10 protein-coding genes are annotated in these 13,495 nt (G+C 69.1%); 2 read left to right on the top strand and 8 right to left on the bottom strand.

Annotation, left to right across the window (positions count from 1 at the left end):
* Window positions 1-8: 8 nt before the first annotated feature.
* From FY030_RS15130 to FY030_RS15165, 8 genes are all read right to left on the bottom strand, one after another.
* Window positions 9-248, bottom strand: a complete 240-nt coding sequence (locus FY030_RS15130) for a MoaD/ThiS family protein (RefSeq protein ID WP_158062353.1) — start codon at window positions 246-248, stop codon at window positions 9-11.
* A 55-nt stretch (window positions 249-303) separates the two neighbouring features.
* Entirely contained in the window at window positions 304-1,107 is an 804-nt protein-coding gene (gene mobA / locus FY030_RS15135) for a molybdenum cofactor guanylyltransferase (RefSeq protein ID WP_158062354.1), read from the bottom strand.
* A gap of 155 nt (window positions 1,108-1,262) precedes the next feature.
* A complete protein-coding gene (locus FY030_RS15140; protein ID WP_202879715.1) occupies window positions 1,263-2,396 on the bottom strand; it encodes a ThiF family adenylyltransferase in 1,134 nt (377 codons plus the stop codon).
* Window positions 2,397-2,419: 23 nt separating this feature from the next.
* Window positions 2,420-3,175, bottom strand: coding sequence for a respiratory nitrate reductase subunit gamma (gene narI / locus FY030_RS15145; protein WP_158062355.1), 756 nt, complete (start codon window positions 3,173-3,175; stop codon window positions 2,420-2,422).
* The gene (narJ, locus tag FY030_RS15150) at window positions 3,172-3,966 is read right to left on the bottom strand and encodes a nitrate reductase molybdenum cofactor assembly chaperone (RefSeq protein WP_158062356.1); all 795 of its coding nucleotides are present in this window, start codon (window positions 3,964-3,966) and stop codon (window positions 3,172-3,174) included. Before narJ ends, narI begins: the two co-directional genes overlap by 4 nt.
* A complete protein-coding gene (gene narH, locus FY030_RS15155; protein ID WP_158062357.1) occupies window positions 3,966-5,732 on the bottom strand; it encodes a nitrate reductase subunit beta in 1,767 nt (588 codons plus the stop codon). The genes narJ and narH overlap by 1 nt, the downstream gene beginning before the upstream one ends.
* Before the next feature lie 82 nt (window positions 5,733-5,814).
* Window positions 5,815-9,519 (bottom strand): nitrate reductase subunit alpha, encoded by a 3,705-nt coding sequence (locus tag FY030_RS15160; protein ID WP_158062358.1) that lies wholly within the window; start codon window positions 9,517-9,519, stop codon window positions 5,815-5,817.
* A complete protein-coding gene (locus tag FY030_RS15165; RefSeq protein ID WP_202879716.1) occupies window positions 9,516-10,409 on the bottom strand; it encodes a helix-turn-helix transcriptional regulator in 894 nt (297 codons plus the stop codon). Before FY030_RS15165 ends, FY030_RS15160 begins: the two co-directional genes overlap by 4 nt.
* A 311-nt stretch (window positions 10,410-10,720) precedes the next feature.
* Between FY030_RS15165 and FY030_RS15170 the strand changes: the two genes are divergently transcribed.
* Both FY030_RS15170 and FY030_RS15175 read left to right on the top strand, forming a co-directional pair.
* Window positions 10,721-12,061 carry an MFS transporter gene (locus FY030_RS15170; RefSeq protein ID WP_238348456.1) on the top strand — a complete coding sequence of 447 codons (1,341 nt, stop codon included), beginning with the start codon at window positions 10,721-10,723 and terminating at the stop codon, window positions 12,059-12,061.
* A complete protein-coding gene (locus tag FY030_RS15175) occupies window positions 12,058-13,458 on the top strand; it encodes an MFS transporter (protein WP_158062360.1) in 1,401 nt (466 codons plus the stop codon). Before FY030_RS15170 ends, FY030_RS15175 begins: the two co-directional genes overlap by 4 nt.
* Window positions 13,459-13,495 lie beyond the last annotated feature (37 nt).

The following is a 13,495-nucleotide window of genomic DNA, read 5'->3' on the forward strand; positions in this document are numbered from 1 at the left end:
AGGGCGGGTCAGCCGCCAGCGAAGGGCGGGAGCACGTCGAGCTCGGCATCATGAGCCAGCGGCAGGCTGGGGTCGGAGACGTACTGTCCCTCGTGCAGCACCGAGCTGCGCTCCAGCACCCGGGCCAGCTCGGCCCCGTGCCTGGTGCGAAGGTCGGCGAGCAGGGTGCCGAGGTCGTCGGCGTCCACCCGCTCGCTCTGGGTCCCGGCCGCCTCGGCGGCCGCCGCGAAATACCTCACCGTGGCCATGGGGCCAGTCTCCCAGATGCGCAGGCGGGGTCCCACCCCGCCAGCCGCAGCCGGGTCACACCCGCCGGTCAGCAGGACCCGGGTCACACCCGCCGCCGGTCAGCAGGACCCGGTGACGTTCGTCGTGCGCCACCCGCTGCGCCCAGTCCTCCATGTCCTCCCACGTGTCGACGTCGCCCAGGTGCTGCGCCTCGACGTCGACCTCGTGCCAGCGCAGGTCGGTGACCAGGCGCCGGACGGAGGTGTCCCGGACGTCGGGGAGCGCGACCAGGGCCCGCTCCAGCGCGGTCCGACGGTAGAGCGCCAACAGCCACTGTCGGTGGCCGGTCGCGTCCAGGGGGCTGACCGCCTCGACATCATCGTCGACGTGGGCCAGCTCGGCGGCCAAAGATGCGAGCGCACGAGCTGCCTCTGGCTGGTCGACGGCCGCCACCGCGACCCAGTCGCTGCTCTGCTCAGCTCCTCGACCCCCCTCGGCCAGCGCGTCCAGGCCGGCGGCGATACCCGCCACCGGACCCCCGTCCGGTGGGTCCTCCAGGGTCTGCAGCAGGGTTCGGCCGGTCCCGGACGGGGGGAGCGTGGTGCGTCCGACCACGACGACCGCCCCACCCAGGTCCACGTCCTGCACCAGTCGCTCCAGCAGAGACCGCCCGCCGACGACGAGAGCTGCCTTGTCGCGGCCGCCGAGCCGGGCCCCCCGTCCCCCAGCAAGGATCAGCAGGTCGACAGGGACGGGGGCGTCGACAGGGACGGGGGCGTCGACAGGGACGGGGACGTCGGTCGGGACGGGGACGTCGGCCGGGACAGGGGCGTCGACAGGGACGGGGGCGTCGGTCGGGACGGGGTGGTGCGTCGGCATACCTCAGCATGGCACCGTCCCGACCCCGCCCACCAGGGTGCCGCATCCCCGACCGGGCCCCTCCTGCCACGCATGTGCAAAAGCGGTGCGTCACATCCGTTGTTTCGGCTACGCATGTGACGCACCGTTTCCGCACACGGGCGCTCGGGGAAGGGTCAGTAGCTGGGCAGAGAGGGGTCGACGTGCTCGATCCAGGCCAGCATCCCGCCCGTCATCACGCTGACGTCCTCGCGGCCAATGCGCACCAGGTGGGCCGCGGCGCGACGGGCGCGGGGGCCGGCCTTGCAGTAGACGACGACCGGGCCGTCGGGCAGGTGGTGGTCAAAGTCGTCCCAGGTGAGCACCTCGCCGACCGGGACGCACAGCGCCCCGGGGACCGTGCCCAGCTGGTGCTCGGCCGGCTCGCGCACGTCCAGCAGGACGGGCGGCTCGTCGGTGAGCATGGCGCAGACCTCTCGCGCGGAGTGCTCGCGGAGCGCGATCATCTCCCGCACCGGCTCCCGCGCGACCGCGGCCAGCACCGCACCCGCGGGCCGCAGCGGGATCTCCCGCGTGCGCTGGGTGAGGGCGTCCACGAGCAGCACCCGGCCGATCAGGGGCTCGCCGAAGCCGCAGATCAGCTTGACCGCCTCGGCGGCCATGATCGAGCCGACCTGGCCGACGAGTGCCCCCAGCACGCCGGCCTCCGCGCAGGAGGGCACGTCTTCGGGCCGGGGCGGCACCGGGTAAAGGTCACGGAGGGTGACCGCGTCGGTCACGCCCGGGACGAAGGTGGAGAGCTGGGCGTCGAAGCGCAGCACCGCGGCCCACACCACCGGCACGCCGAGGGCCGCGCAGGCGTCGCTCACGGCATAGCGGGTGGGGAAGTTGTCGGCCCCGTCCAGCACCACGTCGTGACCCCGCAGCAGGTCTTGGGCGTTCTCCGGGGTGATCCGCTGCTGCCGGGTCACGACGGTGACGTCGGGGTTCAGCGCCCGGGCGAAGCCGGAGGCCGAGTCGGCCTTCGGGGTGCCGATCGAGTCGGCGCGGTGCATGACCTGCCGCTGCAGGTTGGTGGTGTCGACGATGTCGTCGTCGATGATCGTCAGGTGTCCGACGCCGGCGGCCGCCAGGTAGGCCACGATCGGGCTCCCCAGCCCGCCGGCGCCCACGACCGCCACCCGGGCGTTGAGCAGCCGCCGCTGGGCCTCGATGCCCATCCCGGGGACCAGCAGGTGCCGCGAGTAGCGGGAGACCTGGGCCGGGGTGAGCTCGGGGCCGAGCTCAACGAGGGGCGCGAGGGTGGTCACGTCCAGCAGGCTACGTGAGTGGCTCAGCCGACCCGCTCCCAGCCGCGCTTCTGGGCGCGGGTGCCGGTGGCCCGGCCCTGCCGGACGTCCCGGGAACGGTAGACGATGTAGGGCCGCACGAAGTAGCCCAGGGGGGCGGAGAAGACGTGCACCAGCCGGGTGAACGGCCACATCGCGAAGAGGATGAACGCCCAGAAGGCATGCGCCCGGAAGCTCCACGGGATGCCTTCCATCAGGGTGGGGTCCGGCTGGAACCAGAAGATCTGCCGGAACCAGACGGAGACGTTCTCCCGGTAGTTGAAGTAGCCGTGCGCCCCGGTCTGCTCCGGGCTGACCCCCACACCAGCGGTCTGCAGGGTGTTGAGCGCACCCAGGACGATGACCAGCATCATCGCGGCATACATCACCTTGTCGTTGACCGTGGTGGCGGAGAAGACCGGCCCGACGGTCCGGCGCCGGTAGACCAGGATCGCCAGGCCCGCCACCGTCATGATCCCGAAGATGACCCCGCCGATCACGGCGAACTGGTGGTAGACCTCCTCGGGCACCACCCGGTCGGTCCACGACTTGGGGATGACCAGGCCCATGAAGTGACCGAGCGCCACGCCGAGGATCCCGAAGTGGAACAGCGGGCTGCCGATCCGCAGCAGCTTGCGTTCGTAGAGCTGGGAGCTGCGGGTGGTCCACCCGAACTTGTCGTAGCGGTAGCGCCACACGTGGCCCACCACGAAGATCGCGAGGCAGACGTACGGGACGATCACCCAGAGGAAGGTACTCATCGGGGGGCTCCTACGGGAATGGTGGATCCGAGCTGGGCAGGGGAGGTATGCGGTGCACCGTCGCCGCAGCCGCCGGCCGGCGGCTCGCGCAGCTGGTCCAGGGCGGGGTCGATGGCATAGGGGGCGTTGAGGGCGGCGTCGTCCAGGCCGACGGTCTCTTGCGGCGGGCCCTGGGCAATGAGCTTGGCTAGCGCCACCTCGTCGTCGCTGTCCAGCGCCGGCAGGGTGGCGCGGACCGCGGCCAGCACGTCCAGCCAGGGTGAGGAGCGCTTGTCCAGCGCCCGCCGCAGCAACTCGATCCCGACCCGGTGGTCGTTGAGCAGCTTCCAGGCCGTCTCCGGTGCGGTGGTCGCCCCGAACTCCAGGACGACCGGGAGGAAGTCGGGCAGCTCGGCGGGGCTGTCCTCCCCCTCGCGCAGCTCCATGCCGTGCTGGCGGTAGAGCTGCTTGAAGCGGACCAGGGCCACGCCCCGGTTGCGGGTGTCGCCGTGCAGGAAGTAGGTCAGGTGCAGTGCGCACTTGCGGGTCACGTCGAAGGTGTCGACGTAGGCGACCTGCAGCGCGCCCAGACCTTCCTGCGCCAGCGTCGTGTCCACGTGGTCCAGGAACCGGCTCAACGGTCCGCCGGCCTGCCCGGGCAGCCCGGCCACCACCTCTCGCAGCAGGGGCAGCCGAGCGACCAGCTGGTCGTCGGGGTAGTCCAGCAGCAGCGAGCACAGCTGCCACGTGTCCGCCTGGGCCTGGGCGTCCAGCCGCGGCTGGGTGCGGCGGTGCCGCTTCCAGGGCAGCATCAGCGCAGCCCTTCCTCAGAGCCCGCGACGTTGTCCGGCCGGGCCCGGCCACCGGCCAGGGTGGCACTGTCGTCGACCCCTGCGGCCGCCTCCTGCGGGGAGGTGACCTTCGGGTCCGGGGTCGGGAAGAGGCCCTCGGGCACGCCCCGGCCGTCCCAGTTGAGCAGGTTGACCCTGCCCCGCTTGGACCCGCCGGAGACCAGGTTGTCCGCGGTCGCCCGCTCCTGGAGCATCTTGAAGTTCTCCACCGCGACCGGGGTCACCCCGCCTCGCCCGGAGCCCTCGCCGAACGGACCGGAGGTCTCCATCAGCTCGTCGTCGTAGTTGCTGACCGGGCAGTCGGTGGCGATCTCCTCCAGGGCGTGCGCCTGCTCGCCGTGGGCCGAGGGGATGACGTAGCGGTCCTCGTACTTGGCGATCGCCAGGAGGCGGAACATCTCATACATCGCCTCCTCACTCATGCCCACTGCCTCGGGGATCTCCGCCCGGGGGTCGCGCCCAAGGTTGATGTCGCGCATGTAGGAGCGCATCGCCGCCAGCTTGCGCAGCACGTCGTTGACCGGGCCCACGTCGCCAGCGGTGAACAGGTTGGCGAGATACTCCACCGGGATCCGCAGCGCATCGATTGCGGCGAACAGGTTGTCCTTGTCCTCCGCGTCGTAGCCGGTGTCCTTGATGACGTCGACGACCGGGCTCAGCGGCGGGATGTACCAGACCATCGGCATGGTGCGGTACTCCGGGTGCAGCGGCAGGGCCACCTTGTAGTCCTGGATGAGCTTGAGCACCGGCGACTTCTTCGCTGCCTCGATCCAGTCACCGGGGATGCCGGCCCGCTCGGCCTCTCTCGCCACGGCCGGGTCGCGCGGGTCCAGGAAGACCGAACGCTGCGCCTCGTAGAGGCCGTGCTCGTCCTGCACCGAGGCGGCCTCGAGCACCTTGTCCGCGTCGTAGAGCATCAGCCCGATGTAGCGCAGTCGGCCTACGCAGGTCTCGGCGCACACGGTGGGGATGCCGACCTCGACCCGGGGATAGCAGAAGGTGCACTTCTCAGCCTTGCCGGTCTTGTGGTTGAAGTAGACCTTCTTGTACGGGCAGCCGGTGACGCACATCCGCCAGCCGCGGCACTGGTCCTGGTCGACCAGCACGATGCCGTCCTCGGCCCGCTTGTAGATCGCGCCGGAGGGGCAGGAGGCAGCGCAGCTGGGGTTGAGGCAGTGCTCGCAGATGCGCGGCAGGTAGAACATGAAGGTCTCTTCGAACTCGAACTTGACCTTGTCCTCGATGCCCTTGAGCATCGGGTCCTTGGCCGCGTGCTCCTGTGAGCCGCCGAGGTCGTCGTCCCAGTTGGCCGACCACTCGATGTTGATCTGCTTGCCGGAGATCAACGAGTGGGGCTTGGCCACCGGGAAGTTCTCCTGCGCCGGAGCGTTCAGCAACGTCTCGTAGTCGTAGGTCCACGGCTCGTAGTAGTCGTTGATGCTGGGCATCTTGGGGCTGGAGAAGATGTTGAGCAGCTTGTTCAGCCGGCCCCCGGCCTTGAGCTTCAGCCGGCCGCCCGGCGTCACCTCCCAGCCGCCCTTCCAGACCTCCTGGTCCTCATACCCGCGCGGGTAACCCATGCCGGGCTTGGTCTCGACGTTGTTGAACCAGACATACTCCGTGCCCTGCCGGTTCGTCCACGCCTGCTTGCAGGTCACCGAGCAGGTGTGGCACCCGATGCACTTGTCGAGGTTCATCACCATCGCCATCTGGGCCATGACTCGCATATCTACCGCCCCGCTCCTCGTACTCCGAACCTCACCATGGTCTGCACGTGCGCCGTCCTCACTCGTCCTTCGTCGCGGGGCATCAGTACTCCACCTTCGCCGTGCGCTTGCGGATCATCGTCACTTCGTCCCGGTTGTTGCCGGTCGGGCCGATGTAGTTGAAGAAGTACGCATGCTGCGCGTAGCCACCGATGATGTGGCTGGGTTTCATCAGGATCCGGGTCAGGCTGTTGTGGATGCCTCCGCGCTTGCGGTCCGTCTCGGTCAGCGGCACGTCGATCAGCCGGTCCTGGGCATGGTGCATGTAGACGGTGCCCTCCGGCATCCGGTGGCTGACGATCGCCCGGCAGGCGACCACCCCGTTGCGGTTGACCGCCTCGATCCAGTCGTTGTCCCTGACCCCGATCTTGGCGGCGTCCTGGTCCGACATCCAGATCACCTGGCCACCGCGGGAGAGCGAGAGCATGAACAGGTTGTCCTGGTACTCGCTGTGGATCGACCACTTGTTGTGCGGGGTCAGGTAACGGACCGAGACGCCCAGCTCGTTCTGCTCACCCGGTGAGCTCTCCCCGAACAGGGTCTTCATGTTCAGCGGCGGCCGGTAGGTCGGCAGCGCCTCGCCCATCCCGAGCATCCAGTCGTGGTCCAGGTAGAACTGCTGGCGCCCGGTCAGGGTGTGGAAGGGTTTGGAGCGCTCGATGTTGATGGTGAACGGGCTGTACCGCCGTCCGCCGGACTCGCTGCCGGACCACTCCGGGGAGGTGATGACCGGCACGGGAGCGGCCTGGGTGTCGGCGAAGGTGATCTGCTTGCCCTCGTGCTCGGAGGACAGGTCGTGCAGCTGGGTGCCGGTGCGCTCCTCCAGGTACTTGAAACCCTGGGTGGCCAGGTGCCCGTTGCTCACCGCCGACAGGTGCATGATCGCGTCGGCGAACTGGATGTCGGTCTCCAGCTTGGGCTGGCCGTCGGCGGCACCGCCCCGGACCACACCGTTGCGGCGGGCCAGGATGTCGATCTCCCGGCTCACCTCATACTTCACGCCCTTGGTCAGCATGCCGACGTTCTTCAGCAGCGGACCGATCGCGGTCATCTTGTCGTAGATGGCGGTGTAGTCCCGCTCGATCTCCGCGATCACCGGGAGAGTCTTGCCCGGTATGGCGTCCACCTCCCCGGTCTTCCAGTCCCGGACCCGGCCGTGGACGGTCGCCATCGCCTCGGGGGTGTCGTGCCACAGCGGCTTGGTCACCACGTCCTTGCGGGTGCCGAGGTGGTCCACCGCCAGCTCGGAGAACCGCTTGGCGATCGCCTTCCACGCCTCCCAGTCGGTCTTGGACTGCCACGGCGGTGAGATCGCCGGGTTGAAGGAGTGGATGAACGGGTGCATGTCGGTGGTGTTGAGGTCGTGCTTCTCATACCAGGTCGCCGCCGGCAGCACCACGTCGGAGAACAGGGTGGAGCTGGTCATCCGGAAGTCGAGGGTGAGCAGCAGGTCCAGCTTGCCCTCGACCGCCCGCTCCGGCCAGGCCACACCCTTGGGCCGCAGCTCCGGCGGCGCCTCGGTGGCCCTGACCGCGTTGTCGGCGCCGAGCAGGTGCTTGAGGAAGTACTCGTTGCCCTTGGCGCTGGAGCCGAACAGGTTGGCCCGCCACAGGGACAGGATCCGCGGGTAGTTCTCCGGGTTCTCCGGGTCCTCGACCGCGAACTGCAGCCTGCCCTCCTTTAGCTGGGAGGCCACATACTCCCCGGCGCCCATCCCGGCCGCGGCCGCGTCGTCGGCGAGGTCCAGCGAGGAGCGGTCGAACTGCGGGTAGGACGGGGTCCAGCCCAGCCGCACCGACTGGGCGAGCAGGTCCATCGTGGTCTGGCCAGCGAAGACACCGGTGCTGCCGTTGATGGCGTCGGCGTCGAAGGTGTCGTAGCGGTACTGGGAGGTGTGGACGTACCAGTACGCGGTCTGGTTCATGTGCCGCGGCGGGCGGGCCCAGTCCAGCGCGAAAGCCAGGTGCTGGAAGCCCATGATCGGGCGGATCTTCTCCTGCCCGACGTAGTGCGCCCAGCCGCCGCCGTTACGGCCCTGGCAGCCGGTGATCGTGGTGAGCACCAGCATGGCCCGGTAGACCTGGTCGGAGTGGTACCAGTGGTTGGTGCCGGCCCCCATCAGGATCATGCCGCGCCCGGTGGTGTCGATGGCGTTCTGCGCCCACTCCCGGCCGATCCGGATGATCTGCTCGGCCGGAGCCCCGCAGATCTCGGCCGCCCAGGCGGGGGTAGCGGGCACAGAGGGGTCCTCATACCCGGTGGGCCAGTGGCCCGGCAGACCGTCCCGGGCCACGCCGTAGTGCGCGAGCATCAGGTCCAGCACGGTGGTGACGAGGTGCTGGCCGACCCGGCGGACCGGGACACCGCGTCGCTCGGTGCGCAGGTGCCCCTCGACGTTGTCGAAGCGGGGCAGCGTGACCTCCACGGCTTCGCCGCTCTCGCCATAGAGGGTCAGCGCGGGGTCGATGCCGTCCAGCTCCAGGTTCCATCGGCCGGCTCCCTCGTCGCCGTAGCGGTGGCCGATCGAGCCGTTGGGGATCGCGACGTCGTTGACCGCGCGGTCCAGGACCGCGGGCTTCCACAGCGCGTTCTCGCTCTGCTGCTCGGGGTACTGCTCGTCGAGGTCACCGGCGGTGAGGAACTTGCTGGGCTGGTAGGAGCCGTCCTCCTGCTGGACCAGGGTGACCAGGTAGGGCAGGTCGGTGAACCGCTTGTTGTAGTCGGTGAAGAAGTCGACCTGCTGGTCGACGAAGAACTCCTTGAGCACCACGTGGCCCATGCCCATCGCCAGCGCCCCGTCGGTGCCAGGGTCGGAGGCGACCCACTCGTCCGCGAACTTGACGTTGTCGGCGTAGTCGGGGGAGACCGCGATGACCTTCTGGCCGCGGTATCGGGCCTCGACCATCCAGTGCGCGTCCGGCGTGCGGGTCAGGGGGACGTTGGAGCCCCACATGATGAGGTAGCCGGCGTCCCACCAGTCGCCGGACTCGGGGACGTCGGTCTGGTCGCCGAACATCTGCGGGGAGGCGTTGGGCAGGTCGGCGTACCAGTCGTAGAAGGAGAGCATCGGGGCGCCGATGAGCTCGTGGAAGCGGGCGCCGGAGGCGTAGGACACCGGGGACATGGCCGGGATCGGGGAGAAGCCGGCAATCCGGTCGGGGCCGTGGCGCTTGACCGTGTAGACGTGCGCGGCCGCGATCAACTCCACGACCTCCTCCCAGGAGGAGCGGACCAGCCCACCCTTGCCGCGAGCGCTCTTGTAGGCCAGAGCTTTTTCCTCGTCCTGGACGATCGAGGCCCAGGCGATGACCGGGTCGCCGTACTGCTGACGGGCCTCGCGGAACATCTCCAGCAGGATGCCGCGGACGTAGGGGTAGCGGACGCGGGTCGGGCTGTAGGTGTACCAGGAGAAGGCGGCACCGCGGGGGCAGCCGCGGGGTTCGTACTCGGGCCGGTCGGCACCGGCGGAGGGATAGTCGGTCTGCTGCGCCTCCCAGGTGATGATCCCGTCCTTGACGTAGACCTTCCAGCTGCAGGAGCCGGTGCAGTTGACGCCGTGCGTGGAGCGGACCACCTTGTCGTGGCTCCACCGGTCCCGGTAGAAGGCATCTCCAGACCGACCGCCGGTGACGTGCACGGACCGCTGGTCCTCGGACACCTCCCCCCGGGTGAAGAAGCGGCTGGTGCTGACCAGTGCCTGGCTCAGCGGGCCGTCCAGCCCGGCAGGCGTGGTGGTGCCCTGGCTCATGAGGTGCTCTCCTGATCGGTGGGTGACGTGCCGGTTGCCGGCGGGTCGGTGGCGGGCGGGTCCGGGGGCTGCGGGTCGGTAGTGGGCGGGTCGGTGGCGGGCTGCTCGGGCATGAGCAGCCCCTCGACGTCGACGGGGCCACCGTCGCGGAAGACCACCGCGTGACAGGTCCGGGGCCCGACGAAGGGGCGCAGGCTGACCTCGGCCTGCTCCTCCCCCGCCACCTCCAGGGCCCCGCGGAGCAGACCGCGGTGCACCCCGCAGACCACGGCCGGGCGGACGCGAGCCAGCTCCAGGAAGGGGCAGTCCCGCAGAGTCAAGGTGGCCTCTCCTTCGGCGCCCTCCACGCTGAGATCGGGGGTATAACCCCATTCGGACAGCAGGTCCACCACCTGCCCCAGCTTGCCGACCCACTCGCCGGCGGTCGCCGCGGGCCGCTCCGGCCCGGTTCGACCCCGGTCGGCCAGGCGCTGGCGGGCCCACTCCGCGCCGGCCTCCTCCGGAGACAGATGCGCCACCGACTCCGGGTCGAGCGCCTCGGCGAGAAGGGCCGCCAGCACCTGGTAAGGCCCCTCGGCCTGGGGCGACTCCGGCGGCGTCAACTCTCCGTCGACGACGACGTACTTCTTCTTCGGACGGCCCGCTCCCCCGCCGCGGACGAAGTGCGCCTCGAGCAGACCGGCGGCGACCAGTTGGTCGAGATGGAACCGGACCGTGGTGCTGTGCAGGCTCAGGACCTGACCCAGCTCGGCTGCCGTCAGGCCGCTGGTGCGGGTCGGTCGGCCCTCGACCGCCAGCCGGGGCAGGCCGGCCAGGGTATCCACGATCCGCCGACGCACGGCTGAGGCCAGCAGCGCTGCTCCCTCGCGTGGCGTCTCGGCGGCGTTCACGGCGACTCCTCATTTAGCGGATTGCGACGCCTTATCTAAACCCATCCTGTGGTCAGATGCAAGAAGGCCACAACGTGCCGACCCACCTCGAACACCCCCCGCGTCGCGCGCTCCCACCTGCAGAAATACGCTACATTGCCGTAGCGGAATTGGCCGCGAGCGACCGGGTGGCGGAGGGGTCCGACAAGGTGTAGTATACGGCTGTTTGAAATGAGTCTCTCCGTCAAATGTCCTTTTCAACCCCTAGGAGCGGGATGAGCAGCGCCCCGACCGGTAGCCAGACGCGTACGGACTCGCACGCCAGTCGCGTCATGTGGATCTCCACCACCGCCTTCACCCTCATGTTCGCGGTCTGGCTGATGTTCGGCATCCTCGGCAAGCCCATCCAGGAGGAGTTCGGGCTCACCGACACCCAACTGTCGTGGATCGCCGCGGTGGCCGTGCTCAACGGCTCGATCTGGCGCCTCCCCGCCGGGATGATCACCGACCGGATCGGCGGGCGCAAGATGATGACCGCGATCCTGGCGGTCAGCGCGGTCCCCGCCTTCCTGGTCAGCCAGGCCCAGAGCTACGGGATGCTGCTGGTGCTGGCCTTCCTCGTCGGCTTCGCCGGCAACTCCTTCTCGGTCGGCATCGCCTGGAATGCCGCCTGGACGCCCCGCGAGCGCCAGGGCTTCGCCCTCGGCCTGTTCGGCGCCGGCAACGTGGGCGCCTCGGTCACCAAGTTCATCGGCCCGCCGATCATCGCCGCGACCGCGGGCTCCACCGTCATCCTGGGTCTGCAGGGCGGGTGGCGCCTCATCCCGGTCGTGTATGCCGTGCTGCTGCTCGTCATGGCGGCGATCACCTGGTTCGGCACCCCGTCCCAGGACCAGATGCCCGGCTCCTCCCGGACGATCGGGCAGATGATGACGCCCCTGCGCCAGGTGCGGGTGTGGCGGTTCAGCCTGTACTACGTCGCGGTCTTCGGTGCCTACGTGGCGCTGGCCGCCTGGATGCCCATCTACTACATCAACAACTTCGGGGTCTCGCTGACGACCGCTGGCCTGCTGACCGCGGTCTTCATCTTCCCCGCCTCCTTGCTGCGTCCGGTGGGCGGCTGGTTCACCGACCGGTGGGGCGCCCGCAAGGCGATGTACGGGACCTTCGTGGTGATGCTGATCACCTCCGGCATCCTGATGATGCCCAACGGACACATCGTCATCGACCACGCCGACGGCCGGGCCACCGAGCACCTGGGCTACGCCATGCACATCGTGCCGTTCACCATCCTGCTCTTCCTCCTCGGCTGCGCGATGGGCGTGGGCAAGGCCGCGGTCTTCAAGCACATCCCCGAGTACTTCCCCGACAACGTCGGACCGGTCGGCGGCCTGGTCGGCATGCTCGGCGGGCTGGGTGGCTTCTTCCTACCGCCGCTGTTCGCCTACACCGAGGAATGGTCCGGCTTCCCGACCTCCACCTTCTTCGTCCTCTTTCTCCTCACTGCCGTCTGCCTGCTGTGGATGCACCTGACCGTGGTCCGGATGCTGCACGAGCAGTCCCCCCAGCTGTCCGACAAGCTCGAGCCCTCAGACGGCCAGCAGCACCTAGACCGCACCTTCAGCGGAACCCCTGACCAGACCGACAGCCGCCTTCAGGAGGCACAGCGATGAGTACCCCCGCGACCGAACGCCGCACCGGCGGTGAGTGGCTGCAGAACTGGGACCCCGAGAACGAGGAGACCTGGGACAGCGGCCGGGCCTGGTCCACCCTGTGGATCACCACGTTCACCCTGACCCTGTGCTTTATCACCTGGTTCCTGCCCAGTGCCATCGTGCCCCGCCTCAACGCCCTCGGCTATGAGTTCACCCAGGGCCAGCTGTACTGGATGGCCGCGATGCCCGGCCTGGCGGCGGGCCTGCTGCGGATCGTGTGGATGGTGCTGCCCCCCGTCCTGGGCACCCGCAAGATGGTGGCGATCACCACCTTCCTGCTGGTCTTCCCCCTGCTGGGCTGGGGCGTGCGCGTGCAGGAGCCGACCGCCCCGTACTGGGAGCTGATGGTCCTGGCCTTCCTCGCCGGTATCGGCGGAGGTGCCTTCTCCGGCTTCATGCCCTCCACGTCCTACTTCTTCCCCAAGCGGATGCAGGGGACGGCGCTGGGCCTGCAGGCGGGCCTGGGCAACTTCGGGGTCTCCCTGGTCCAGCTGCTCACCCCCTGGCTCATTGGCTTCGGGATGTTGGGCTTCCTGGGCAACAGCCAGAGCATGGAGATGGCCGGCCAGGCCAACCAGGAGGTCTGGTACCAGAACGCGGCCTTCTTCTGGATCCCGTTCTGCCTCATCGGCGCCGCCCTGGCCTGGTGGATGCTGAAGTCGGTGCCGATCAAGGCCAACATCAGGCAGCAGTTCGACATCTTCAGCAACGTCGACACCTGGCTGATGACCCTGCTCTACATCATGACCTTCGGCACCTTCTCCGGCCTGTCCGCCCAGTTCGGCCTGCTCATGCAGAACCTCTACGGCTCAGGCAACCCCGACATCGTCCAGGGCACCGGGCCCGAGGCCCAGATGCTCATCGAGGGCTACGCGGTGCCCAACGCCCTCGCGCTGGTCTTCCTCGGCCCCCTGGTCGGGGCGGGCGCCCGCGTGCTCTTCTCGCCACTCACCGACCGGATGGGTGGAGCGATCTGGACGCTCATCTCCGGGCTGGGCCTCATCGGCTCGATCGCCTTCACGATGACCGCCCTGGTGCCGGACACCTCCTCGGCCTCGGCCCTGGACGCCGGTTTCGACCGCTTCCTGTGGGGGATGCTGGCGATCTTCCTCTTCGCCGGGATCGGCAACGCCTCGACGTTCAAGCAGATGCCGATGATCTTCGAGCGTCGCCAGGCCGGTGGCGTGATCGGCTGGACCGCGGCCATCGCGGCCTTCGGACCGTTCCTCTTCGGGATCGGGCTGACCCTGATGAGCCCGACCACCTTCTATGCCATCGGCATCGCCTTCGCCGTGATGTGCGTGATCATCACCTGGGTGCGCTACGCCCGTCCTGGCGCTCCGAAGCCGGGCTGAACCGCCACCCACCCACCGTCCCGCCCCGTGCGTGAGA

It is taken from the genome of Ornithinimicrobium pratense, assembly GCF_008843165.1.
In the GTDB taxonomy this organism is placed as follows: domain Bacteria; phylum Actinomycetota; class Actinomycetes; order Actinomycetales; family Dermatophilaceae; genus Ornithinicoccus; species Ornithinicoccus pratensis.